This window comes from Bibersteinia trehalosi, from assembly GCF_004346205.1.
In the GTDB taxonomy this organism is placed as follows: Bacteria; Pseudomonadota; Gammaproteobacteria; order Enterobacterales; family Pasteurellaceae; genus Bibersteinia; species Bibersteinia trehalosi.
Genome location: NZ_SMAM01000008.1, coordinates 51,367 through 74,592, shown reverse-complemented (window position 1 = coordinate 74,592; position 23,226 = coordinate 51,367). Strand labels below are relative to the sequence as shown.

Genomic DNA, 23,226 nt, shown 5'->3' with positions numbered 1-23,226 from the left:
CGCTTGCCGTTAGTATTCCAATTTCTGCTGAATCAGCCTCACCATCGCTTGCAGCTCAGCTGTTGGCGCAGGAAGCTGGTTCATAAACCAACGATACAACTCTGGGTCGGTATAGCCTAGCAACACGACAAATGTCTGCTGTTGGCTTTCGTCTAGCTCATCAAAATGTTTTTGGTAAAACGGCATAATGAGCTTATCTAGCTCTCGCATTCCTCGACGGCAATCCCATTCAATTCTAAAACGATTAAGTTCCATTATTGTACCTCCGTAATGCGTAATTCTCTCGGCACTTCAAACACCGTGTTTTCCTCAATGCCTTCTAAATCAGCCACTTCGGTTACACCGAGTGCTTTTAAGCGAGAAACCACCGATTGCACCAGCACTTCAGGGGCAGATGCACCTGCGGTAATGCCAATAGTGCCTACACCCTCTAACCAAGCAGGCTCAATATCTTCAGGCCCATCAATCAGCTTAGATAATACCCCCATTCGAGAAGCAAGCTCCGCCAAGCGGTTAGAATTTGATGAATTTTTGCTTCCTACCACCAACACTAACTGTGATTGCTTTGCCAGCTCCCTAACTGCTTGTTGGCGATTGGTCGTTGCATAGCAAATATCATTTTTGCGCGGACCTTGAATGGCAGGATATTTCTGTTTCAAAGCTTCAATGACATCGCTAGTATCATCAATAGAGAGTGTTGTTTGCGTCATAAAAGTGAGATTATCATCATCTTTTAAGCCGAGTTTGGCAATGTCCTCGACATCTTCCACTAAGAAAATACCGCCTTCAGGATTATCATATTGCCCCATTGTGCCAACGACTTCGGGGTGCCCTTCGTGTCCAATTAGAATGGCTTTGGTACCCTTTTTGCTCGCCCGAGCAACTTGCATATGTACTTTGGTCACAAGAGGGCAGGTTGCATCAAATACCTTCAATTCACGACGTTTTGCTTCTTGGCGAACGGCTTGAGAAACGCCATGCGCCGAGAAAATCACAATTGCACCATCTGGTACTTCGTCCAACTCTTCAACAAAAATCGCCCCCTTGGCTTTTAAACCGTCCACCACAAAACGGTTATGCACTACTTCATGGCGTACGTAAATCGGCGCACCGTGAATTTCCAAGGCAAGTTCTACGATGGAAATTGCTCGATCCACCCCCGCACAAAAACCACGAGGGTTGGCTAAAATTATTTTCATTTGGTTGTTAATCCTTCTAATGTGGGTGTACTCAATACGCCCGCTTCATATATTATTTGTTATTCTTCTTTTTACGACTATCCAACAAACTTTCTAATATCAGCAATCCAGCACCAATTACAATGCCAATATCAGCAACGTTAAACACTGGGTAATGGTAAATATCCCAATAAAAATCGAAGAAATCGACTACATAGCCGTGATAGGCACGGTCAATCGCATTGCCAATCGCACCACCAATAATTAAAGCATAAGCACTATTTTGTAGTTTCAACTCTGCTTTATTTTTAAATAGCAGCACAATCAATGCAACAGAAATGATCACTGCCAATCCTAAGAAAAAGTATTTTTGCCAACCACTGTGATCGGCCAAAAAACTAAAGGCTGCCCCATAGTTGCGCGCGTAGGTTAAATTAAACATCGGCATAATATTGATGCTTTCATAAAGTTCAAAGCGTTGTACTACAATGTATTTGCTGAATAAATCCGTAACCAGCACAGCTAAACTGAGCCATAAAAATTTAAGTCCTGTTTTTGGTTTCATCGGGTTACCTATGTTGGAGCATATTGCTCAAATCAAGATCACAATAAGCGTATGTAATACGCCCTCACAAGCGGTTGAATTTACAGAAAATTCTGCAAATTAAATCGCCTCTTCATTCTCTTCGCCTGTGCGAATGCGAATAGCTCGCTCCACATCATAAACAAAAATCTTACCGTCACCAATTTTACCTGTTTGTGCAATATCGATAATTGCTGCAATGCACTCTTCCACTTGCTCATCGGTAACAATAATTTCTAATTTCACTTTCGGCAAAAAATCAATGGCATATTCTGCTCCACGATAAAGCTCTGTATGCCCTTTTTGGCGACCAAAACCTTTAACTTCGGTTACGGTCATTCCTTGAATACCCACATCGGTTAAGGCTTCACGCACATCATCTAGTTTGAATGGTTTAATGATTGCTTCAATTTTTTTCATGATGATTACCCATTAGTGTATTAGGTGTAGTAATTGATATTCCATTTAGAAGTATCACCTGTGCTAAACGATTAGAAAGAATATTATCATCTACCATTTCTATCGCTTTCTGCATATAAACGTTATTCAGATCATTTAAAACAAAATGCCCCATAGTATGCGTGCCAAAAATCGTATCTATCTCAAATTGATGTTTGGCATGATATAGCGTGGATTCTATAGCAAATGCCATTGCTAACGCAGAAGGGGCAAATTTAATCCCTAATTCTTCAAACAACTTACGGTATACCGCACAAAAATAGATATCTTCATTATGCATAGCCGTTCTGGGTGAAAGCTCTAACGGCAAATTGCACGATAATTTCGCGGAATCAACCAACCATTGTAATTGCAATTCAGAAGGCAATGTTAATAATCTCTTGCTGCGCAGAGAAAATCCTCCATTTTGCACTTCAAAATGCGCTGGAGGAATATTATTAAAGTGCCTCTCCCAAAACTCTTGCCCAGCTTGAATAAGGTGCTCGTCTTGATAGCAGAATAACGTGTTAAGGGGCGCGCCAATATAGTCATAATCTAGAAATGCATCTTGCCAATTTTTGCCATTTAGCACAAAGCCATCATTTTGCACAATGAGTACAAAATCAGTCTGTATGAATTGATGCAGCACATAAATAATAAAATAGTTATATTCTAGATAGCTAAACGGTTTACATTCGAGCCATTCTATAAAATCTGGACATACGTTTGGTTTTTTGGGGCTAATTAACAAACAGCGCAATCTCTCGTTGGATAACTTTTTCTGTAATTCAAAGTAAGAACGAGTAATCGTGTAAACAGAGCCTTGTGCGTAGTCTTGATGCCCTGTAACACTGACAATTGTGATGGTTTTACCACTCATGCTCTTCTCGCCGATTTAGGACGAAAGCTCTCACAAATAGCGGGGTTAGTTTCAATATAAATCTCACTCAAAAGCTGCAAACAGTAAGGAACTGCGGCAAAAATACCCCGAACGAGCGTATTGCCTTTTTCATCTTTTACCCCTTCAAGCGTTTCTTTTATCGCTTTCGGCTGCCCCGGTAAATTTAAAATCAAGCTTGCATGGCGAATAGCACCTACTTGGCGTGAGAGAATTGCAGTGGGAACAAAATGTAGGCTGACTTGGCGCATTTGTTCGCCAAAGCCAGGCATTTCTCGATGTGCAACAGCAAGAGTCGCATCAGGGGTAACATCGCGTTTAGCTGGCCCTGTGCCACCCGTTGTCAGCACTAAATGGCATGCATGATTATCAACTAAATCAATTAGCGTTTGTTCAATAAGCGGTTGTTCATCAGGAATAAGGCGGGTTTCAAGCTCAAAAGGTACAGTTAATGCCCTCTCTAGCCATTGTTGTAATTCAGGTATGCCAAGATCGGTATATACACCTTGTGAAGCACGGTCAGACACTGAGACTAAACCGATTTTAAGCGTAGTTTTGGAAAGACAAGCGGTCATTTTAGCTCACTTTTTTGCAAAAATTATCCTATGGATAAATCAAAAAATTGTTAGGTTATTCCCCCCTCTTTATGAGAATCTGCCGCAAATTAATTTACATGCTCAGCAGCTAATAAGAGGGGATTACTCAAGCATTCAATGACACACATTCTACCCTGTTAAGCGAGCTTTTCCAAAGTTTTAATCTTAAAGAAAAAGTAGTAATACTGATAGGCAATGACGAGCGCGAGCACAATTTTGCCCCATATATTAGGCAATACAAAAAAGGCAAAGATCGAAAATGGTGCTGAAACGAGCAAAATGGAGAGCTTCTGTTTCATAGTCATAGCGCGTTTTTCATCATACTCTTTCAAATATTTTTTATACAATTTGGTGCCCATAAACCAATGCTGTACGCGTGGTGAGCCTTTACCAAAAAAATACATCGCCAAGAGGAGAAACGGCGTGGTAGGTAATCCTGGGGTTGGAATGCCGATAAGCCCGAGAGCCACGGCGATAAAGCCTAAAATAATATAGATTGGTTTCATAATTTGAAGTGATAATAAATCGCAAATTCAAATAATACCCAATTTGACCATTTTTGCAACCTATTCCCACGATAGCTTGACAGGGCAAATTCCACGCTGCGCACTATTTAAAATCCGATTTACTTCCGCAAGACGTTGCTGGATTTGCAAACTCACGTTATTCGCATAAGCAAGTTCGGTTTCTCCAATACCGACACGAGCACGGTTAAATAATAATGCATCCAATAAGTATTCGGCATGCATACCTTCTCGGCAATAATGCAGCACCCCAACTTCATCAAAGGCAGTCACCACCGCCGCACTTTGCGTTGTCGCAATACCCAGTGCACCATCTTCACCACCAAACTGGCGAAATAATTGATCTTGGGGAAAACCACCGCAAGCAAGAAAAAACGCACGTTGGAAAACAACATTCCCACCACAAGTCATCTGCATACTCTGCCATGCCCGTGCAAAATGAGGATGTTCAGTATAACGCGTAGCAAGATTCATTGGCTTCAAGGCCAAACGCACCACGCCGGTATCAGGCCGAAAATCAAAAATACCTTTCGCAACCTGTAGTGCGCCATTTTCATAAGCGTCATCGGCATCTAAAAAGGCAATATACTTTGCGTTTGATTGCAATGCTCCCCAATTCCGTGCTTTTGCTACGCCGCTATTTTGCCCCATTCGTTCAACGCGGATTTTGTGTGGTACCTGGCGAGCAAAGCTTTCAGCAAAAGCCAGCGTATTGTCATTTGAGGCATCATCAACAATCCAAAGCGTGCTGAGTTCGGGTTGATTAAGCACACTTTGTACCGCGCGTTGTAACGTTTTTTCTGCATTGTAGGCAGGAATAATCACATCAATCATTCGCGTATCTCATTAAACTGAAAACCTTGCTCATTCACTTCAAGAATAGATGCTGTTGCTCCCCAGTCCCCAAGCACAATGCGAGTAAAATATGGCTCAGCATGGACTGCTTGTCGGTGTGTATGCCCATGAATCAGCCATACAGCACCAAACTCCCCTACAGTTTTTGCGGTAAATACAGGATTCACATCCATCATTTGAGCCGATTTTGATTGTTTATCCGCTTTACTTTTTGCACGAATTTTTTCTGCTATCGCAATTCGCCATTTCAACGGCAAACAAAGGAAAAGCCGCTGACGCCATTTTTGATGCACTTTACGCCGAAACTGCTGATATTTCACATCATCAATACATAGCGTATCACCATGGCACAGCAGAGTTTTTCGACCATACAGCTCAACCAGATGGTAATCAGGTAATAACTGCATGCCACTCTCTTTTGCAAAACGCTTGCCCAATAGAAAATCACGATTGCCACAGATAAAATAACATGGTACACCCTGTGCAGTAACACGATGAATAGCTTGCTTAACTTGCGTAATAAGTTCGGACTGTTCGTCATCACCAATCCAGAAATCGAACAAATCACCAAGGATATATACTGCCTCAGCAAGCGGTGCTTTTTCTGCCATAAATTGCAAAAAAAGCTCAGTGATGTGGGGTTCATGCTCTGAAAGGTGGAGATCGGCGATAAAGTAAGTGGACATAATCTCTAAATCAATAAAACGATTGCAGCAAATTATAGATAAAAATTTTGCCATAAATCACACTTTATTTATAAATATTTGTTATCTATCTGCAAATCAGTTACATTAATGATACTTTTTTTCACTCTCAGTAATAGGAGCCTTTATGAAAAAACTCGTGATAACAGTAGCCACGGCTTTGTTATTGTCTGCGTGTTCTACTCATACTTTTATTGTTTCGGAGCAGAATGCTGCCTCTCAACCTACTTATGATAAGATGCAACATTTCTTTGTTAGTGGGCTAGGACAATCAAAAGAAGTAAACGGTGCAGAAATCTGCGGTTCGGCAGACAAAGTTGCCAAAGTGCAAACCCAACAAACCTTCCTTAACGGATTATTGCATTCGGTTTCTTACGGTATTTACTCACCACGCGACATGCGTGTTTACTGCAAATAAGGAGATAAATAATGAAAAAAATGCTAACGACTTTGGTAGTAGGATCTGCGTTATTGATCTCTGCTTGTTCAAATCAAACCGTTTATCTAAACGATAAGGCACCAGCAAAATTAAGCTATGAAGAAAATCAATCTTTCTTTATTAGTGGTATCGGACAAGAAAGAACAGTCAATGCCGTTGAAATCTGTGGCGGCGAAGATAAAATCAGCAAAGTAGAAAGCCAATTAACCGGTGGTAATATTCTCGTTGGATTAGTGACATTAGGTATTTATACCCCTCGAGTTTCAAGAGTTTACTGCCAACAATAATGGATAAAAAAAATCGGATACTTCAGTATCCGATTTTTTTGCAAATTATCTTACAAATCCGACCGCTTGATAAACTTTTTGTAGCGTTTCTTCGGCTTTGGCTCTCGCTTTTTCCGCCCCTTCTCGATAGATTTTTTCTAATAACGCTTCATCATTGCGGAAGTGGTTGTAGCGTGCTTGCAAATCGGTCAGCAACTTAGATACCTCTTCGGCAACAGCCGTTTTTAAATGTCCGTACATTTTGCCTTCAAATTCCGCTTCTAAGGCTGGAATCGTTTTGCCTGTGACGCTCGCTAAAATATCCAACAAGTTAGATACGCCCGCTTTATTTTGCACATCATAACGCACTACAGGTGGTTCATCGCCGTCTGTCATTGCTCGTTTAATTTTTTTAGCAACCGATTTTGGATCTTCTAAAAGACCGATCACATTATTGCGATTTTCATCTGATTTAGACATTTTTTTAGTCGGCTCTAATAGCGACATAATTCTTGCCCCTGTTTTCGCGATAAACACTTCCGGCACTTGGAAAATTGGTTCAACTACATTGCCTTCGGCATCTTTTTTGCCATATAACGCATTGAAGCGGTTTGCAATATCACGCGTAATTTCAAGATGCTGTTTTTGGTCGTCTCCCACCGGCACTTGGTTTGCTTGATAAAGCAAAATATCTGCTGCCATTAACACAGGGTAAGTAAAGAGTCCCACGTTTACGTTGTCTTCGTGGCGTGCGGATTTATCTTTAAACTGAGTCATACGCCCCATTTCACCGAAATAGGTGTAGCAATTTAGCACCCAAGAGAGTTGGGCGTGCTCCGGCACATGAGATTGAATAAAAATAGTGCTCTTTTCAGGATCAATACCGCACGCAAGATAGATCGCAAGGGTATCAAGTGTCGCTTTGCGTAAGCTTTCAGGATCTTGACGAACGGTGATAGCGTGTTGATCCACAATACAGAATAAGCAATCAAATTCATCTTGCATGGTTACCCAGTTGCGCAATGCGCCCAAATAGTTACCAAGACTGAGTTCACCAGAAGGCTGCACGCCACTAAATACGATAGGTTTAGTCATTTTTCTTCTCTTTTTAAATTACAAGCGCTCGAATTCTAGCAAAATTTTGCAAAAAATCAGCTAAATTTAACCGCTTGGTAAAAGCAATTTAAGCGACATACGGCTTTGTTACAGCCAAACATGGATAACGATGATTCATCTCTTGTGCCCATTTTGATAGTTCAGGCAAAACGGTATATTTCTCTGCCGTCATCACATTGGCGCGGAACTGAATAAAGTCTACTAAACAGACTACATAGAGTGTGGCAATATTTAGTTCAAATCCCAAATGAGCGTTCATTACGTTCCACCACTTGTTTGTGGTGAGCTTTCCACCATTCGCTTTCAGGTTAGAACATCTTTTCAAGTAACATCAAAGCGGTGCTATTTTCTAATACACCTTCTGCAAATAAAAGTGCTCTTTTTATTGACTTGGCATAGAATGCTGGCTCTTACTCATATTTTATTCGGAATCACTATGCTCTATCGTTGGTTAATTTTACTTCGTGAGCCAAGTAAACGGCTTGGACTTTCTGCGTTATATGCCACATGCTTTGCGATTGGTTTTGCCTTTGCAGCTCGTTTAGCGGGCATTTTCTTACCAGCAAATATTTTCCCCGATATTCGTTTAGAAACATTGGAAGGCTTACTCAATATTATCTCCTCCACTATGTTTGCAGTCAGTACCTTTGCGCTTTCTATCATGGTTTCAGCTTTTGCTTCTGCCTCCAGCAGTGCAACGCCAAGAGCCACTCATTTAGTTATTGATGATGCGCCAAGCCGCCGAACTATTGCAAGCTTCATTTCAGCGTTTATCTATGCTGTTATTGCGAAAACCGCACTAGGAATAGATTTTTACGAACAGAACGGGCGATTTGTGTTATTTCTCTGCACAATATTAGTGCTCGCCTATGTCATTATTACGCTAATTAGTTGGGTTTCAACCCTATCCCAACTTGGTCGCTTGGGGCATACGTTGGATAAAATCCACTCTGCCACAGCAACCGCTTTACAACAATATCGACAAAACCCAGCTCAAGAAACAGCATGGCAAGGCTCATTGAGCGAAAACGCTATTGCTATCTATGCTGATCAAATGGGCTATTTAACTCACATTAATTTAGCTAGCTTGCAAGCGCTTGCTGAGCAACAAGCAAGCCATATGCATATTTGTGTTCGCGCAGGTGAATTAATTACACCAAGTAGCATACTGGTAAAAACTGAAACGGCTGATCAAGAGTTAGCGGATAAAATTAGACACTGCTTTATCATTGCTAAAGAACGTAGTTTTGATCAAGATCCTAACTGGGGATTTATTGTCTTCAGCGAAGTTGCCCAACGAGCATTATCGCCAGCAGTCAATGACCCCGGAACAGCGCTGAAGGTGTTACTGCACACCGCACAACTGCTCATTACGCCGTATGAAGCTAAAAATAACAGGAAATTTACACGTTTATCCATTGTGCCGTTAGACTTTGAAAGTGTGATTGACGACTGTTATTCTCCTATCTGCCGAGATGGCGGCGCTCAGTTGGAAGTACAAATTGTGCTACAAAAAAGCCTTGCTACAATTTGGCAACATTGCCCTGAACCCGCCTTAGCTCTGCAAGCAAAAATTCAAGCCGAAAATTATTTGGAAAGAGCAAAAACACAATTAACTTTTACACAAGATCGAGAAAAACTTGTGAAAAAACATCAAGAACTGTTTGGCAAAGCCTGAAAAGGCTTTGCTGCTTTAAATTCGCTAGCAGCAGATTTTGCCACGACGAGGCAAAACTCTGCCGCTCTAAAGGCTATTGCTTAAAAGCACTATTTAATTTGAATTACTCAACAATCCTTAAATCAAAGCTTTAACTGTGGCAACACAACGTTCCACCACTTCATCAAAACTACCATCAATATCAATAAAAATGACATCAGGCTCATCTGCCTGTGGAACTTCTAACGTATTAAATTGGCTTTGCAACATTTCGGGTTTCATAAAATGTCCCTTACGTTGCTTCATTCGTTCCAACACGAGTTCAAATGCGCCATGTAAGAATAGAAATGTCACCTTTGCATTACCTTGGCGAATTTGATCACGATATTTTTTCTTTAATGCGGAACAGACAATAATTCCTTTTTCACTTTTTTGTTCAAGGCTAAATGCCGCATCGTTAATGCGTGTAAGCCAAGGAGCTCTATCATTATCGTTCAGTGGATGACCACTTGCCATTTTTAAAATGTTCGCCCTAGGATGAAGATCATCACCATCAATAAATTTCATACCAAGTTGCTGTGCAACAGCCGTCCCAACACTTGTTTTGCCTGTACTTGAAACGCCCATCAAAATAAATGCTTTACCCTGTGCCATGATATTGCCCTCAAATTGTTACCGATAACGTCATTTGTTAGCAAATTTAACAGGTTATCCTCAAAAATCACCTAGCATTTAAATAAAATTTGAACCAGATCACAAATTTGAAATAAAAATCAAGCAATCGTTTACTCTGTGCGCATTTTTAGCTATGTTACCGATAACATTTATTCACAAGGAGATCATTATGTTACTTTTCGTGATGTTTGCTGCCATCATCTTACTGTTGGTACTAATTATGAAATTCAAAGTCCATGCCTTTGTTGCATTGATTTTGGTGAGCTTACTCACTGCACTGGCAGCGGGGATTCCTATTGATAAAATTCTGCCAACCTTACTAAATGGCTTTGGCGGCACACTTGCTTCCGTAGCGTTACTTGTAGGTCTCGGTGCAATGATCGGGCGTTTATTAGAAATTACCGGTGGGGCTAAAGTGCTGGCAGACACCCTAATCAACAAATTCGGCAAAGAGCGTGCACCATTTGCCTTAGGTGTTGCCTCTCTTTTATTCGGTTTTCCGATTTTCTTTGATGCGGGTCTGGTCGTGATGCTTCCTATTATTTTTAGTGTGGCAAAACAGTTTGGCGGCTCCGTGCTACGCTATGCTTTCCCATCTGCTGGCGCATTTGCCGTAATGCACGCCTTCCTTCCCCCACACCCAGGTCCTGTTGCATCAGGTGATCTTTTAGGTGTGAATATGGGCTTATTAGTGATTGTTGGTTTAGCCTGCGCAATTCCGACTTGGTACATTGGCACTTATCTTTTCAGCGAATTTATTAGTAAACGTGTTCATGTTGATCTGCCAAAAACCTTTTTAAATGCTCAACCAGTCAGCGAGCTAGCGGTACAAAATCCACCTAGTTTTGCCAAAGTGATGAGCGTGTTAGTTCTACCCATTATGCTTATTTTATTCGACACTGGTTTAAATACTCTATCGGTCGCAAAAGTTATTGATGGCTCACAAACTTGGGTAGAAGCATTACGGCTAATTGGTAAAACGCCAGTTGCGTTGCTAATTACCTTAATCGTGGCAATTATGTTGTTGCGGGATAATCGCAGCCTTGAGCAAATTGAAAAAATCTGTAATAACGCTCTTGGCCCGATTTGTTCTATTGTGCTAGTCACTGGTGCAGGAGGAATGTTCGGCGGTGTATTACGCGCAAGTGGCATTGGTGATGTACTATCTGAAATGGTTGCCGATACCGGCATGCCGATTGTCGTAGCTGCATTCTTTATTGCGATGGTGTTCCGTGTCGCACAAGGTTCTGCAACTGTAGCGCTCACTACCGCATCAGCCCTTGTTGCGCCAATGGTGACTTCTGCTACCGATTTAAGTCAGTTCGATCTTTGCTTTATTGTGATTGCGATAGCTTCTGGCTCAACCGTGCTTTCTCACGTCAATGATTCTGGTTTCTGGCTGATGAGTCGTTTCTTAGAAATGGACGAAAAAACTACGCTGAAGACATGGACGTTACTCGAAACTTCTATTGGTGTAACAGGCTTTATAATTGCGTTGATTGGTAGTATCTTGCTATAAAATAACAACCTAACAAGCGGTGTAATTTGCTGAAAATGTTGCAAAAAACACCGCTTGTTTTTTGACATGGCTCGATTTATTGTGCTTAAAAAAGCGCTACACTACGGCAAGCAGCACAACATAGGAGAAAAAGATGTCTCAACAATATAAAGCCATTTTCAGCGATATTGATGGTACGCTACTCAATAGCCAGCACCAAATCTCGCCACAAACTGCCAAATCTATCCAACGCGTACTCAGACAAGGTATTCCATTTATTCTGGCTTCTGCCCGTCCTCCACTGGCAATGACACCTTTTTATCAGCAACTAAACGCACACTGCCCCATGATTTGTTATGGTGGTGCGCTTATTTTAGATGCTGATTTACAACCGCTGTATAGTATTGAACTTGCACAAGCCGACTTTGAGAAAGTATCGCACATTCTTGAACAGGTGCCAGATCTGTCACTTAATTACTATTCCGGATTAGACTGGTTTTGCCCTAACCCAGAGAACAAATGGACAGTACAAGAAGGTGAGATTACCCACCTCCGGGCCAGTTTAAAGCCAAAATATTTAACTCATGTGCATAAAATTTTGGTTATTGCTGATGCAAAGTTGATTTTAGTGACTGAAAAAGTTCTGAAAGCATTATTTCCACATCTCGCCATTCACCGCTCGAAAAACGAATATCTAGAAATTATGCATCCTAATGCTAGCAAAGCAAATGCATTACAGTTCATGCAACAGAAATTGGGCATTAAGCAAGAAAATATCATTGCATTTGGCGATAATTTTAATGATTTGGATATGCTGGAATATGCAGGCTTAGGTGTAGCAATGGGCAATGCCCCAGAGCAAATTAAACAGGCTGTAGAGCGCGTCACTTTAGATAATAATCATGATGGATTAGCAGTCATACTTGATGAGCTATTCCTCTAAAAATAGGGGCGTTCGTTACGCCCCTTTATGCTTGTGAACGAAAGCAAGCAGAGTTTGAATTTCTGTTTTTGCCGAATCTGCAAGCACTTTGTTATCCGACAACATTTGTGTGCCACGTAGGCGAATAAATTCTAAATAATCTGGGTTTCCGCTCTGTTCAAATTGCTGTTTGGCTGCATACATTTCTGCAAAATAACGTTTAGTTTGAGCAATGAGCAATTTCTGTCCCAGCAAAACAAAGAGTGCTAGAGCTAATGCAATCACAGCGCCATAACCCTGCGTGGGATAATAAAGCACGCCTGCAATAATAAATAAGCCTGTCACTAGCATTGAACTATTTTTTATATAACGCTGTTCTGGCGGTGCTTTTAAGATAGGTTTTAGATCCATTTGCAAAAAATTCCTAAAAATTAACCGCTTGTAAGGCGCGCTTTGCGCGCCTTAAATTGCTTTTAGGCTAATACCCCAAAATGATAACCGAGAATACCCACCCCAAATAGAGCAAAGATAATATACATCGCATTCACTTTTTTGCGTAATAGCCACATACATAAGAAAGTCAGCAACAGCGCTGCTAACCCTGGAAGCAGATCATTGAGCACGCTTTGCACCGTAGTAACAACCTCTTCCCCCACTGCATTAGTGTAACGAGAAAGCTCTAGCGGAATATTAATACTCGTCCATTTTGAAACCAGTGAGCCCATAACAAACAAGCCAAGAATAGAGGCTCCTTGTGTTAATTTTTGTAGGCGTCCCCCGCCCATGTCGCTCACAATTTCTGTGCCTTTCTGATAGCCATATTTAAAGCCATACCAACGCGTTAAAGCGCGGCAAAGATTAATACCGATGAAGAAGAGTAATGGCCCGAGCAAGCTGCCACTAATTGCTAGCCCTGCACCAAGCGCAGCCAACACCGGGCGTAATGTTCCCCAGAAAATAGGATCGCCCACGCCAGCCAATGGTCCCATTAACCCGACTTTGACCCCGTTGATTGCAGCATCATCAATATCTGCACCATTTGCTCGCTCTTGTTCCATTGCTGCGGTCACCCCCATGATGGCTGAGCCAACCCAAGGCTGGGTGTTAAAAAACTCTAAATGGCGTTTTAATGCCGCTGCTTGATCTTCCTTACTGGAATATAAGCGTTTAATCGCAGGAATCATGGAAACACAAAATCCCATTGATTGCATACGTTCAAAGTTAAACGAACCAAGTAAAAAGGTTGAGCGCCAATAGGTGGCACGAATATCAGCTGCGGTAAGTTGTTTTTTCTCTGACATAATCTGTTCTCCTTATAGGCCTTCTAACTCATTCTCTGCTAATTTCTTACGTTGAACAGGGGCTTGAGTAGTCGCATTGAAACGTGGATTTAATTGGATATAGATCATTGCTAAGCACGCGCCCAAGAAACCTAATCCCACCAAGTTATAATTAGAGAATGAGGCAACCACAAAGCCGATAAAGAAGAACGGCATAAGCGCTTCTGCACGCATCATATTAATTACCATGGCATAACCAACAACCACGATAAAGCCACCAGCAATTTGCAAGCCACGCGTAACAACTTCAGGAATCGCATTTAGGGCTTCTGTGACACTGTCTGTACCTGCCACTAAAGCAACAAAGAAGGTTGGAATTGCTACCCGCAATGCTTGTAATGCCAAGCCCGTAAAGTGGCAAAGTTCAATACCTCGGAAATTTGCCTGTTCTGCAAATTTATCTGCTTTATGTTGCAAGAAAATCGTTAAAGTACGCACAAAAATTGTTAATACTTGCCCTGCTGCGGCAACTGGAATCGCGATAGCAATCGCTGTACCTTTATCTTGCCCGCCCTTAATCACCAAAATTGCCGCGATAACGGAAGCCAATGCCGCATCTGGTGCCATGGCAGCACCAACATTCATCCAACCTAGTGCGAGCATTTCTAATGTACCACCTACAATCACACCTGTTTGTAAGTCACCTAATACCCAACCAACTAAGGTACAAGCAATTAAAGGTCGGTGTGTTTGACGTTCATCTAATACGCTGCCCATACCACAGACTGCTGCCACCAATGTGACGAGAATAATTTCCATCGTAGTCATAATTCATTTCCTATTTAAAAGTGAATTTCATCAAGTTTTTTCTGCGTTAGCTCAACTTTTGGGTTGCTTGCTACTTTTTGTAGTGAAAGCTCAATGCCTAATTCAAGCAATTTCTTAAATGCTGCAACATCCTCTTTACCCACCGTGACGGCATCAGATAACTGTTTATTACCGTCTTTATAGGTCATACCACCAACATTCACTTTATCAATTTTCACCCCTCCTTCAATAAGACGCACAATGTCAGCAGGTTTAGTTACAAGCCATAATACATGGCGGCTAGCATATTTAGGATTGTGATAAACTTTAATCGCTTTTTCGACGGGGATAACGTAGGCTTTAAGGTGCTCTGGGGCAATTTGGAGGAGGAGATTTTTACGCAGTTCATCTTGGGCAACTTCATCACTCACCGCAAAAATAGCTTCACATTTCACGGCTTTTGCCCAAGACGTCGCAACTTGTCCATGGATTAAACGATCATCAATCCGCATTAAGGAAATCGTCATTCTACCTTCAGGATCATATGTTTCTGGTTCTGCAAGCAGAGGCCTTTCAGCTATTTGTTCATCTGCTATAGCTGCTTGGTGATGAAAAGTTTTTACACTCTGTTGCCCTACTTCTTTTGCCAACGCAGCCAAGGCAGAAGCGCTCTTCTCATCAGCAGATGCGTCCATCACTTCCAGTAACATTGGCAAATTTACGCCTGTCACAATATCATCTTGCGGACGCATCGCAACTATTCGAGCAGCGGCGTTATACGGACTGCCACCAAATAGATCGACTAAAAATAATACCTGAGCATCTTGCGCTAAAGTCGCAATAATTGCTTGACATTTCTCAACAAGGGTATCCTGCCCCTCTCCTGGCACAAAAGTCACAACGTGCAAATTATCTATGTCGCCATAAACCATTTGTGCCGAATTAACCAACTCGGCGGAGAATTTTCCGTGAGTGGCGATGATCAAATTTACCATTTGTAATCACCTCTCTGCGCATTGCTATATTCCGAAACAAAATCTGTTTCACCAATTACTCGCAAAAAGAAATCGTTTGCGGTAACGTTCTCAATCTAATTTTTGCTAATTATTTTGTCAAATGAAGAAATTAGCAAAATAATGCTTTTTAGATATAGATCACATTTTGCACATTTTTAGGCTAAAACGACCGCTTGTTATATTTCATCCGGCTATTTAGCCAAGTGTGAAAAAGTATCTAATAGCGGCGCGCTCAATAGGCAATAAAAAAGCCAACCTCAGAGGCTGGCTTAACTTTAAATTTATTAATAGATTACCAATATTTTTCAATCTCGGCACGAATGGCTTCGGCTGTTTGTTTACCTTTTTCACCCACTAAAGCGCGTCCAGCGATAAATACTTTAGCATTTTTGATCTCTTTAAAGAGGTGAATTTCTTCCGGCACAATGCCACCAGTGATGGAAAGTTCTAAGCCGATTTCTTCAAGGCGTTTCATTTTCTCAATATCTTCCGCTGTCCAGCCTTTACCTGCAAGCTCTGCATCACGAGAACGGTGGTAAATCGCTTGTTTTACACCTAAATCAACCCATTCTTTAGCATCTTCAAAAGTCCAATTACCGTAAATTTCAATCTGAATTTCTTTTTGTACTTTTAACTCTGGGTGAGCAGCATTAAAGTCATCAGCCACTTTCTTACAAGCCGCTTTTGTTGCGGGGTGCGCCGCTGCAGAAACAGTAAGCCAATCCGCTCCCGCTTCAAATGCCATTTTGGCAAGGATCGCGCCACCATCGGTGGTTTTAAGATCGCAAACCAAAATATGATTCGGATGCAGTGCACGTAAAGTTGAAACCGCTTTCATCCCTTCCGCACAAGCCAGAATTGTGCCGATTTCAATAATTTCTACCACACCTTCGGCTTGTTTGGCATCTGCTACCGCTTTTTCAAGTGATAGAGAATCTAGAGCGATTTGTAACATTGGTTTTGACATATTTACTCCTTTAATCGTTATATAAATTGGAATTACACACCCATTCTGTTATGCAGATAACGCTGCATCAATCACTGCATAGACATCTTCAGCACTTTGGCAACGGAGAATTTTTTCTAAATCTACCCCACTCTCGCTTTCTGGGTCATCTAATACTTGGGTAATCTCCATTAAGCCTTGCATATGTTGGTCAGAATCACTGCCTGCTAATGTTAATAACACACGAACCCCTTCTTCTTCCCCCTCAAAAAATACAGGTTCAGTTAATGTCACTAAGGCGAATGATGTTTTAATAACACCTTCTTCTGGACGAGCATGCGGCATAGCTAATCCTGGAGCAAGAATAATATAAGGTCCAAGCTCTTTTACCTTGCTAATAATATTATCGTAATAGCGTGGCTCAATTGTGCCTGCTTTTATTAATAAATCTGTTCCAATCTTTACTGCCTCTTCCCAATTTTTAGCAGATTGATTTAATAAAATAGAATTATTTTCAATAAGAGATTGTTTTAAGTTCATCACACATTCCTTTGAATAGTTGGGGCGAATAATCATTTCGCCCCATATTATTACGCCTGATTACGCTTTAGCATTATGTTTGTTAATCAATTCGATTAATTCATCACCGAATGAATTCGGATTTAACATATTTTGTACACCAAGTACGGCTTTACCTTCAGGAACTTCAATTTCGCCAGCTAAATGTTTGCTTGATACAATAATATCAACTTCATTTAATTTGCCTTTGTAATCTGTTACTGCACAAGAATCCATAATATTTGGAATACCGCGTTTATCTAAGTAGCCTTTAATTTTCATTTTCATCATCATAGATGAGCCTTGTCCAGAACCACACACTGCTAAGATGCGTACTGGATTTGCAGAATTTTCGGTATTTACAACCGCTTGTACAGGCTCTTCTTCGCCTTTTACTTCATCTAAGCCATAGCCATCTAGCTGTTCAAGGGTTAAACCTTTTGCTGCTGCTTCAGCTTCTTCAGCACGTAATTGTTTTGATGCAAAGAACATATAGACCATTGCAGCTGCAACAATGATGAAGAAGAAACCAGGAACACTAATAATACCTTGTAAAATTGGTGGGAAGAATAATGCCCAGTCTGCCATACCCATCCAACCATTGAAGGTTGTACCCTGTTCAGCCAGCATTTGAATAACCCATGCAGAACCAAATACTTCAATTAAACCCATGACAAAACAGATTTTCATCACAGCTTTCCAACCACCAAATTGGTTAGCAAATACACCAATAGTTGCATTTGAGAAGAACATTGGAATAAAGCCAGGGATAATTAATACTGGAGAACCCACACCGAGTAAGGCTGCAACTGCCACAAACTGACCAATTGCCCCCCACATAAAGCCGAACACCATGGCATTTGGAGAGAATGCGTAGATTGCCGCACAGTCAATCGCCAAGACTGAATTTGGAATTAAGCGTTCTGCAATACCTTTGAAAGCTTCTGAAAGTTCAGCCACAAACATACGCACACCTGTGACGATAATTTGAATTGCTACCGCAAATTTCAAACCCATCTCTAAGATATACATGAACCAGTTGGTATTTCCAGCCATTTCTTTCAAATTATCTAAGCCGAAAGACAGTAGGATAATACCGAAGAAAACTGTCATTACAATCGCTGTAGCTGAAATACTGTCGTGGAAAATATGTAACCATTTTGGCAAGTTCATATGATCCACAGAGTCTTTTCTATCTCCCAGTTTCGGCGCGAGTTTAACCGCAATCCAAGAAGCAATTTGTTGTTGGTGGCCAATAGAAAAACCTGCACCACCAGTAACCGCTTGAGTTGGTTTATACATAATGTTAGATGAGATACCCCAATAGAGCGCCATTAACACAGAAGTATAAATAATCGTTTCCCACATAGAGGCGCCGATAATCATATAGAACACAGCAACTAAGCCTGCTTGCTGGAACATAATATGCCCCGTAAGCATAATAGTACGAATACCCGTTAAACGACGAAATACAACTAATAAAATATTGAGTAATAGTGCGCCGATAACAGCATAACCAACCCATGCATAATTCTCACCCATTGTTTGAATGGTTGATTGCATACTGGTATATGGATCAATAACTGCCCCAGTTAATTGATGATATTTTGCTAGACCATCAATTACAGGTTTAAAGTTACTAGTTAAGAAACCTGAACCTGCTTGCACAATAAAGAAACCAACAATAGTTTTAATTGTGCCTTTAATAATTGTTGTGGTGTCTTTTTTCAGTAAGGTATAACCGATAAAAGCAACAATACCCAATAAGAAAGGTGCTTTATTTAGCACTTGATCCTTTAAAAAAAGGAGAATATCAGTAAGAAAGTCCATAAGAGTGCCTCTTATTTATGTGTTGTGAAATAAAAATTATTATCCCTAAGGGATCAACGTGATAAATAATAACAATTATTGACGATTATAAAAGATTGAATTTGATTATTTGTGATGAAGTTCACAAAAAAAATCATTTTTTCATTGCGCCATTTTTTTTAAAAAATAAAATAAATCTCGTATATATCTTGGTATTGTTCCCAGATAAAACTAATTATAAACACGAGACTAATCAATGTAGATAAAGGCTCATACAAATAAGAAAAATTAGACATAGATCACAAAATTCTAAAAATGTATTTTACAAATCCTGATGATTAGTTATGATTATTTGTGATTATTTAATCTTATTTGAACAAAAGGAGTTCGTAATGAGCAAAATTTCTGAAATTACCCGTGAAAGCTGGATTTTATCAACCTTCCCTGAATGGGGTACTTGGCTAAATGAAGAGATCGAGCAAGAAGTTGTACCAGAGGGTAACTTTGCTATGTGGTGGTTAGGTTGTGTGGGTGTGTGGATCAAAACCCCAGCGGGTGCCAATATTTGCATGGATTTATGGTGTGGACGAGGAAAATCAACTAAGAAAGTAAAAGATATGGTACGTGGTCACCAAATGGCAAATATGGCAGGTGTACGTAAACTACAACCGAACCTACGCGCACAGCCAATGGTATTGGATCCATTTTCAATTAACGAGGTAGATTTTATCTTAGCTTCACACTATCACTCAGACCACATTGATGTAAATGTAGCTGCTGCCATTGTGAATAATCCAAATCTCAACCATGTTAAATTTGTTGGTCCATGGCACTGTGCTGAGCTATGGAAAAAATGGGGTGTACCAGAAGAGCGCATTATCATTGTAAAACCAGGTGATGTCGTAAAACTCAAAGACGTTGAAATTCATGCGCTAGATTCATTCGACCGTACCTGTTTAGTAACCTTACCAGTCGAAGGTGCAGAAGAAAGAGGTGGAGAATTAGCAGGTCTTTGCCCTTCTGATGAAGAAATGGGACGTAAAGCAGTAAACTACGTGTTCAAAACCCCTGGTGGTACTATTTACCATGGAGCAGACTCTCACTACTCTATTCAATTTGCAAAACATGGTAAACAGTTTGATATTGATGTTGCACTCAATAACTATGGTGAAAACCCTGTAGGTATCGCAGATAAAATGACCTCTGTAGATTTATTGCGTATGGCGGAATGTTTACGTTGTAAAGTGATTATCCCAGTACATCACGATATTTGGACGAACTTTATGGCAAGTACTGATGAAATTCTACAATTATGGCGTATGCGTAAAGACCGTTTACAATATCAATTCCACCCATTCATTTGGGAAGTAGGTGGAAAATATGTGTACCCACGAGATAAAGACCTTATTGAATATCACCACCCTCGTGGCTTTGATGATTGCTTTGAGCAAGAACCAAATATTCAATTTAAATCTATGCTGTAACGAATTGTAGGGGCGGATCGTCATTCGCCCCTACCGTTCATTACGGCTAATAATAATCAAAAAACACAGGACGAATAATGAACGAGAATTATCGACACAGACAATTATTGAATTTGCTATCAGACAAGCAGTTTCTCTCTACCCAAGATATTATTGAATTACTCAATGTTTCGCCCGCTACCGCTCGCCGAGATATAAATAAACTCCATGAGCAAGGTCGATTACAAAAAGTGCGCAATGGCGCTGAAGTATTGCGTACGGACTTTATTCCAAAACATAAGGGAATTATTTCTAATAGCGATGAAAAACAACGTATAGCTCAAGCAGCAAGCAAATTATGTACTGATGGCGATAGCGTTTTACTCACCTGTGGTTCGACGATGCTGATGCTCGGCGAACATTTGTGCCGGAAAAAATTGCAAATTATGACCAATTATCTACCGCTTGCTAACCATCTAATTGAGCATAATCATGAGGATCTCGTGATTATTGGTGGACAATATAACCATAATAAAGCAATTACATTGTCACTAAATGCACAGAATGAATCAACTTATGCGGCGAATATTATGTTCACCAGCGGTAAAGGCTTCACTCAAGATGGCTTATTTAAAACGGATATGATTATAGCCAATTCTGAAAAACAGATGTCAGCAAGAGCAAATAAATATGTGGTTTTATTAGATAGTAGTAAATTAGGTAAACGTGTCGGAATGCTGTTTTCTGAACTAAAAGAAATTGATTTACTGATTACAGGGAAAGAAGCCGACTCTGCAATTATCAATGCCTTAAGAAATAAGGGATTAGAGGTTATTTTAGCTTAACCAATCAAACAATAAACTTCCTTCATAAAATGCGATCTGAAATATGGTTACCGTAATACTATAGGAGAATAGTGTAATGAATAAAAAATCTTGGAAAAGGTTAATTTTCTATTACATTTATTAGCATTGGATTGGGAGCTTTAGTGCCTGTGCTGTACGTTTAATTATTGACCCAGCCACCGCTCAAAGCGAACAATCATTTCTAACAGATGAGCAAATAGAACAGGGATATTTCTTGATGGCTGTGGCCTATCCAACAGGAGATTATGTTATTGCTACTTACCAAGAAGAGTCTCTTATTAGAAACGGAAAAATAAATATTACCGAAAGGATTTAATCCTTTAGGTGGAAAAAATTACTTTCTGAAATTCTGCTCAGCTATCTTTACTCTAAAAATAGGAAAACCTATGAGAAAACACAAACTTGGTATTTATGAAAAAGCGTTGCCAAAAAATATTTCTTGGCAGGATAGACTTTCTATTGCGAAAGCCTGCGGTTTTGATTTTGTGGAAATATCTATTGATGAAACCGATGAGCGTTTAGCACGATTAGATTGGAGCAAAAAAGAGCGGATTAAGCTCGTGAAAGCAATCATTAACACAGGCGTAACCATTCCTTCAATGTGCCTTTCAGGGCATCGCCGCTTCCCATTTGGTAGTCACGATCCAGAAATCCGTGCGAAAGCGCGTGAAATTATGGAAAAAGCGGTGCAGTTAGCGGTTGATCTTGGTATTCGTACCATTCAGCTGGCCGGTTATGATGTGTATTACGAAGAGCAAGATGAAGAAACGCTCAAACATTTCCAAGAGGGATTAGAATGGGCGGTAGAACTTGCAGCAAGCAATGAGGTAACGATTGCAGTGGAAATTATGGATACTCAGTTTATGAGTTCTATTTCTCGTTGGAAGAAATGGGACGATTTGATTAAAAATCCGTGGTTTACCGTTTATCCCGACATAGGCAATTTGAGTGCGTGGAATGACAATTGGCAGGAAGAGTTACGTTTAGGTATAGATAAAATCTCTAAAATTCACTTAAAAGATACTTACAAGGTCACCGAAACCTGCAAAGGGCAATTCCGAGATGTGCCATTCGGTGAGGGCTGTGTGGACTTTGTCGGTTTCTTTAAATTACTTGCAGAACTTAACTATCGTGGTGCATTTTTGATTGAAATGTGGACGGAAAAAGCCGAAGAGCCTATCGCAGAAATTATCAATGCTCGTCGTTGGATTGAGCAAAAAATGCAAGAAGGAGGATTCCAATGTTAAAAGAATTGCGTGAACGTGTGCTTAAAGCCAATCTTGAACTCCCAAAATATAAATTGGTGACCTTTACTTGGGGAAATGTGAGTGAAATTGATCGTGAAACAGGCTTAGTCGCCATTAAACCATCAGGCGTGGATTACGATGTAATAACTGCTGATGATATTGTGATTGTGGACTTGCAAGGTAACCGTGTGTGGGGGGATAAAAAACCTTCATCGGATACGCCAACGCACTTAGAATTTTATCGTCAATTTCCGAACATCGGAGGCGTGGTGCATACTCACTCTCGTCATGCAACCGCTTGGGCACAAGCAGGCGAAGATATTCTCTGCTTAGGCACAACACAGGGCGACTATTTTTATGGCTCTGTGCCTTGCACTCGCCGAATGACGCCAGAGGAAATTGCAGGGGAATATGAATTAGAAACAGGTAAAGTAGTGGTGGAAACTTTCCGTAAACGTGGGATTAACCCAGATCAAGTACCAGGTGTATTAGTTCATTCTCACGGTCCATTCACTTGGGGTAAAGATGCTTTTGATGCAGTGCATAATTCCGTAGTGTTAGAAGAAGTTGCTTATATGAATTTTGTCAGTCATCAAATTCGTCCACAAATTAACTCAATGCAACAGGAATTATTAGATAAACACTATTTACGTAAGCATGGTGCAAATGCGTATTATGGACAATAAATTAATTTAAATTATCGGGGGAAAATCCCCCGATATATAATTTCATATTTTTTTAAAATATCCCCACCAGCGCAAACGATTGGCATATTTTTAAAATAAGAAAATATCCCTTCAAAATAATTTACAACCCCTTCTATTTTTTAATCCAAAATCAAACAAAAAAACAACATTATTGATTTTGATTTTAATTTTTGTTCTA

Annotated in this window: 28 protein-coding genes; 9 read left to right on the top strand and 19 right to left on the bottom strand. The window is 40.4% G+C overall.

Annotation, left to right across the window (positions count from 1 at the left end; genetic code table 11):
* Positions 1–9 precede the first annotated feature (9 nt).
* The 9 genes from EDC51_RS09060 to lpxH all read right to left on the bottom strand — a co-directional run bounded on the left by EDC51_RS09060 (position 10) and on the right by lpxH (position 5,758).
* Positions 10–258 carry an FAD assembly factor SdhE gene (locus tag EDC51_RS09060; RefSeq protein WP_131928758.1) on the bottom strand — a complete coding sequence of 83 codons (249 nt, stop codon included), beginning with the start codon at positions 256–258 and terminating at the stop codon, positions 10–12.
* Positions 255–1,199, bottom strand: coding sequence for a 4-hydroxy-3-methylbut-2-enyl diphosphate reductase (ispH, locus tag EDC51_RS09055; protein WP_015431619.1), 945 nt, complete (start codon positions 1,197–1,199; stop codon positions 255–257). The genes EDC51_RS09060 and ispH overlap by 4 nt, the downstream gene beginning before the upstream one ends.
* Positions 1,200–1,251: 52 nt before the next feature.
* Positions 1,252–1,743 (bottom strand): signal peptidase II, encoded by a 492-nt coding sequence (gene lspA / locus EDC51_RS09050; protein WP_131928757.1) that lies wholly within the window; start codon positions 1,741–1,743, stop codon positions 1,252–1,254.
* 99 nt (positions 1,744–1,842) lie between these two features.
* Positions 1,843–2,181 carry a P-II family nitrogen regulator gene (locus EDC51_RS09045; protein WP_131928756.1) on the bottom strand — a complete coding sequence of 113 codons (339 nt, stop codon included), beginning with the start codon at positions 2,179–2,181 and terminating at the stop codon, positions 1,843–1,845.
* Entirely contained in the window at positions 2,168–3,079 is a 912-nt protein-coding gene (locus tag EDC51_RS09040) for a DUF5672 family protein (protein WP_131928755.1), read from the bottom strand. The genes EDC51_RS09045 and EDC51_RS09040 overlap by 14 nt, the downstream gene beginning before the upstream one ends.
* On the bottom strand, positions 3,076–3,672 hold the full coding sequence (mog, locus tag EDC51_RS09035) for a molybdopterin adenylyltransferase (protein ID WP_015431615.1): 597 nt from the start codon (positions 3,670–3,672) through the stop codon (positions 3,076–3,078). Before mog ends, EDC51_RS09040 begins: the two co-directional genes overlap by 4 nt.
* A gap of 158 nt (positions 3,673–3,830) precedes the next feature.
* The gene (locus tag EDC51_RS09030; protein ID WP_015431614.1) at positions 3,831–4,199 is read right to left on the bottom strand and encodes a YbaN family protein; all 369 of its coding nucleotides are present in this window, start codon (positions 4,197–4,199) and stop codon (positions 3,831–3,833) included.
* A 60-nt stretch (positions 4,200–4,259) separates the two neighbouring features.
* A complete protein-coding gene (locus EDC51_RS09025) occupies positions 4,260–5,051 on the bottom strand; it encodes a glycosyltransferase family 2 protein (protein ID WP_025267459.1) in 792 nt (263 codons plus the stop codon).
* Positions 5,048–5,758, bottom strand: a complete 711-nt coding sequence (gene lpxH, locus EDC51_RS09020; RefSeq protein ID WP_131928779.1) for a UDP-2,3-diacylglucosamine diphosphatase — start codon at positions 5,756–5,758, stop codon at positions 5,048–5,050. The genes EDC51_RS09025 and lpxH overlap by 4 nt, the downstream gene beginning before the upstream one ends.
* A 145-nt stretch (positions 5,759–5,903) precedes the next feature.
* Here lpxH and EDC51_RS09015 point away from each other — a divergent pair, with 145 nt between their 5' ends.
* Both EDC51_RS09015 and EDC51_RS09010 read left to right on the top strand, forming a co-directional pair.
* The gene (locus EDC51_RS09015) at positions 5,904–6,194 is read left to right on the top strand and encodes a Bor family protein (RefSeq protein WP_131928754.1); all 291 of its coding nucleotides are present in this window, start codon (positions 5,904–5,906) and stop codon (positions 6,192–6,194) included.
* An 11-nt stretch (positions 6,195–6,205) separates the two neighbouring features.
* On the top strand, positions 6,206–6,502 hold the full coding sequence (locus EDC51_RS09010) for a Bor family protein (protein WP_015431610.1): 297 nt from the start codon (positions 6,206–6,208) through the stop codon (positions 6,500–6,502).
* Between the two features lie 45 nt (positions 6,503–6,547).
* On the opposite strand, the gene trpS is transcribed toward EDC51_RS09010, so the two are convergent.
* Both trpS and EDC51_RS09000 read right to left on the bottom strand, forming a co-directional pair.
* Complete coding sequence (trpS, locus tag EDC51_RS09005) at positions 6,548–7,576, bottom strand: tryptophan--tRNA ligase (RefSeq protein ID WP_015431609.1); 1,029 nt, start codon at positions 7,574–7,576, stop codon at positions 6,548–6,550.
* Positions 7,577–7,664: 88 nt separating this feature from the next.
* A complete protein-coding gene (locus tag EDC51_RS09000; RefSeq protein ID WP_131928753.1) occupies positions 7,665–7,856 on the bottom strand; it encodes a hypothetical protein in 192 nt (63 codons plus the stop codon).
* Between the two features lie 141 nt (positions 7,857–7,997).
* Here EDC51_RS09000 and EDC51_RS08995 point away from each other — a divergent pair, with 141 nt between their 5' ends.
* Entirely contained in the window at positions 7,998–9,275 is a 1,278-nt protein-coding gene (locus EDC51_RS08995) for a DUF2254 domain-containing protein (protein ID WP_249038488.1), read from the top strand.
* Between the two features lie 117 nt (positions 9,276–9,392).
* Here the strand turns inward: EDC51_RS08995 and EDC51_RS08990 are convergent, their stop codons facing one another.
* Positions 9,393–9,908, bottom strand: coding sequence for a gluconokinase (locus EDC51_RS08990; protein ID WP_015431607.1), 516 nt, complete (start codon positions 9,906–9,908; stop codon positions 9,393–9,395).
* Positions 9,909–10,098: 190 nt separating this feature from the next.
* Here EDC51_RS08990 and EDC51_RS08985 point away from each other — a divergent pair, with 190 nt between their 5' ends.
* Positions 10,099–11,448, top strand: coding sequence for a GntP family permease (locus EDC51_RS08985; protein WP_131928752.1), 1,350 nt, complete (start codon positions 10,099–10,101; stop codon positions 11,446–11,448).
* A 133-nt stretch (positions 11,449–11,581) separates the two neighbouring features.
* Positions 11,582–12,370 (top strand): Cof-type HAD-IIB family hydrolase, encoded by a 789-nt coding sequence (locus EDC51_RS08980; RefSeq protein WP_015431605.1) that lies wholly within the window; start codon positions 11,582–11,584, stop codon positions 12,368–12,370.
* Positions 12,371–12,385: 15 nt separating this feature from the next.
* Here the strand turns inward: EDC51_RS08980 and EDC51_RS08975 are convergent, their stop codons facing one another.
* From EDC51_RS08975 to EDC51_RS08945, 7 genes are all read right to left on the bottom strand, one after another.
* Positions 12,386–12,760: a hypothetical protein gene (locus tag EDC51_RS08975; RefSeq protein WP_015431604.1), complete on the bottom strand. Its 375-nt coding sequence runs from the start codon at positions 12,758–12,760 to the stop codon at positions 12,386–12,388.
* 62 nt (positions 12,761–12,822) lie between these two features.
* Positions 12,823–13,650 carry a PTS mannose transporter subunit IID gene (manZ, locus tag EDC51_RS08970; RefSeq protein ID WP_131928751.1) on the bottom strand — a complete coding sequence of 276 codons (828 nt, stop codon included), beginning with the start codon at positions 13,648–13,650 and terminating at the stop codon, positions 12,823–12,825.
* A 12-nt stretch (positions 13,651–13,662) separates the two neighbouring features.
* On the bottom strand, positions 13,663–14,457 hold the full coding sequence (locus EDC51_RS08965) for a PTS mannose/fructose/sorbose transporter subunit IIC (protein WP_131928750.1): 795 nt from the start codon (positions 14,455–14,457) through the stop codon (positions 13,663–13,665).
* Between the two features lie 14 nt (positions 14,458–14,471).
* Positions 14,472–15,431: a mannose/fructose/sorbose PTS transporter subunit IIB gene (locus EDC51_RS08960; RefSeq protein WP_131928749.1), complete on the bottom strand. Its 960-nt coding sequence runs from the start codon at positions 15,429–15,431 to the stop codon at positions 14,472–14,474.
* A 313-nt stretch (positions 15,432–15,744) separates the two neighbouring features.
* The gene (locus EDC51_RS08955; protein WP_015431600.1) at positions 15,745–16,419 is read right to left on the bottom strand and encodes a 3-keto-L-gulonate-6-phosphate decarboxylase UlaD; all 675 of its coding nucleotides are present in this window, start codon (positions 16,417–16,419) and stop codon (positions 15,745–15,747) included.
* A gap of 48 nt (positions 16,420–16,467) precedes the next feature.
* Positions 16,468–16,938: a PTS sugar transporter subunit IIA gene (locus tag EDC51_RS08950; RefSeq protein WP_025267465.1), complete on the bottom strand. Its 471-nt coding sequence runs from the start codon at positions 16,936–16,938 to the stop codon at positions 16,468–16,470.
* A gap of 60 nt (positions 16,939–16,998) precedes the next feature.
* Positions 16,999–18,786, bottom strand: a complete 1,788-nt coding sequence (locus EDC51_RS08945) for a PTS ascorbate-specific subunit IIBC (protein ID WP_131928748.1) — start codon at positions 18,784–18,786, stop codon at positions 16,999–17,001.
* Between the two features lie 371 nt (positions 18,787–19,157).
* Here EDC51_RS08945 and ulaG point away from each other — a divergent pair, with 371 nt between their 5' ends.
* From ulaG to araD, 4 genes are all read left to right on the top strand, one after another.
* The gene (gene ulaG / locus EDC51_RS08940) at positions 19,158–20,249 is read left to right on the top strand and encodes an L-ascorbate 6-phosphate lactonase (protein ID WP_025267466.1); all 1,092 of its coding nucleotides are present in this window, start codon (positions 19,158–19,160) and stop codon (positions 20,247–20,249) included.
* A gap of 77 nt (positions 20,250–20,326) precedes the next feature.
* Positions 20,327–21,073 carry an HTH-type transcriptional regulator UlaR gene (ulaR, locus tag EDC51_RS08935; RefSeq protein ID WP_025267467.1) on the top strand — a complete coding sequence of 249 codons (747 nt, stop codon included), beginning with the start codon at positions 20,327–20,329 and terminating at the stop codon, positions 21,071–21,073.
* Between the two features lie 407 nt (positions 21,074–21,480).
* Complete coding sequence (locus EDC51_RS08930; RefSeq protein WP_015431595.1) at positions 21,481–22,341, top strand: L-ribulose-5-phosphate 3-epimerase; 861 nt, start codon at positions 21,481–21,483, stop codon at positions 22,339–22,341.
* On the top strand, positions 22,335–23,027 hold the full coding sequence (gene araD, locus EDC51_RS08925; RefSeq protein WP_131928747.1) for an L-ribulose-5-phosphate 4-epimerase: 693 nt from the start codon (positions 22,335–22,337) through the stop codon (positions 23,025–23,027). The genes EDC51_RS08930 and araD overlap by 7 nt, the downstream gene beginning before the upstream one ends.
* Positions 23,028–23,226 lie beyond the last annotated feature (199 nt).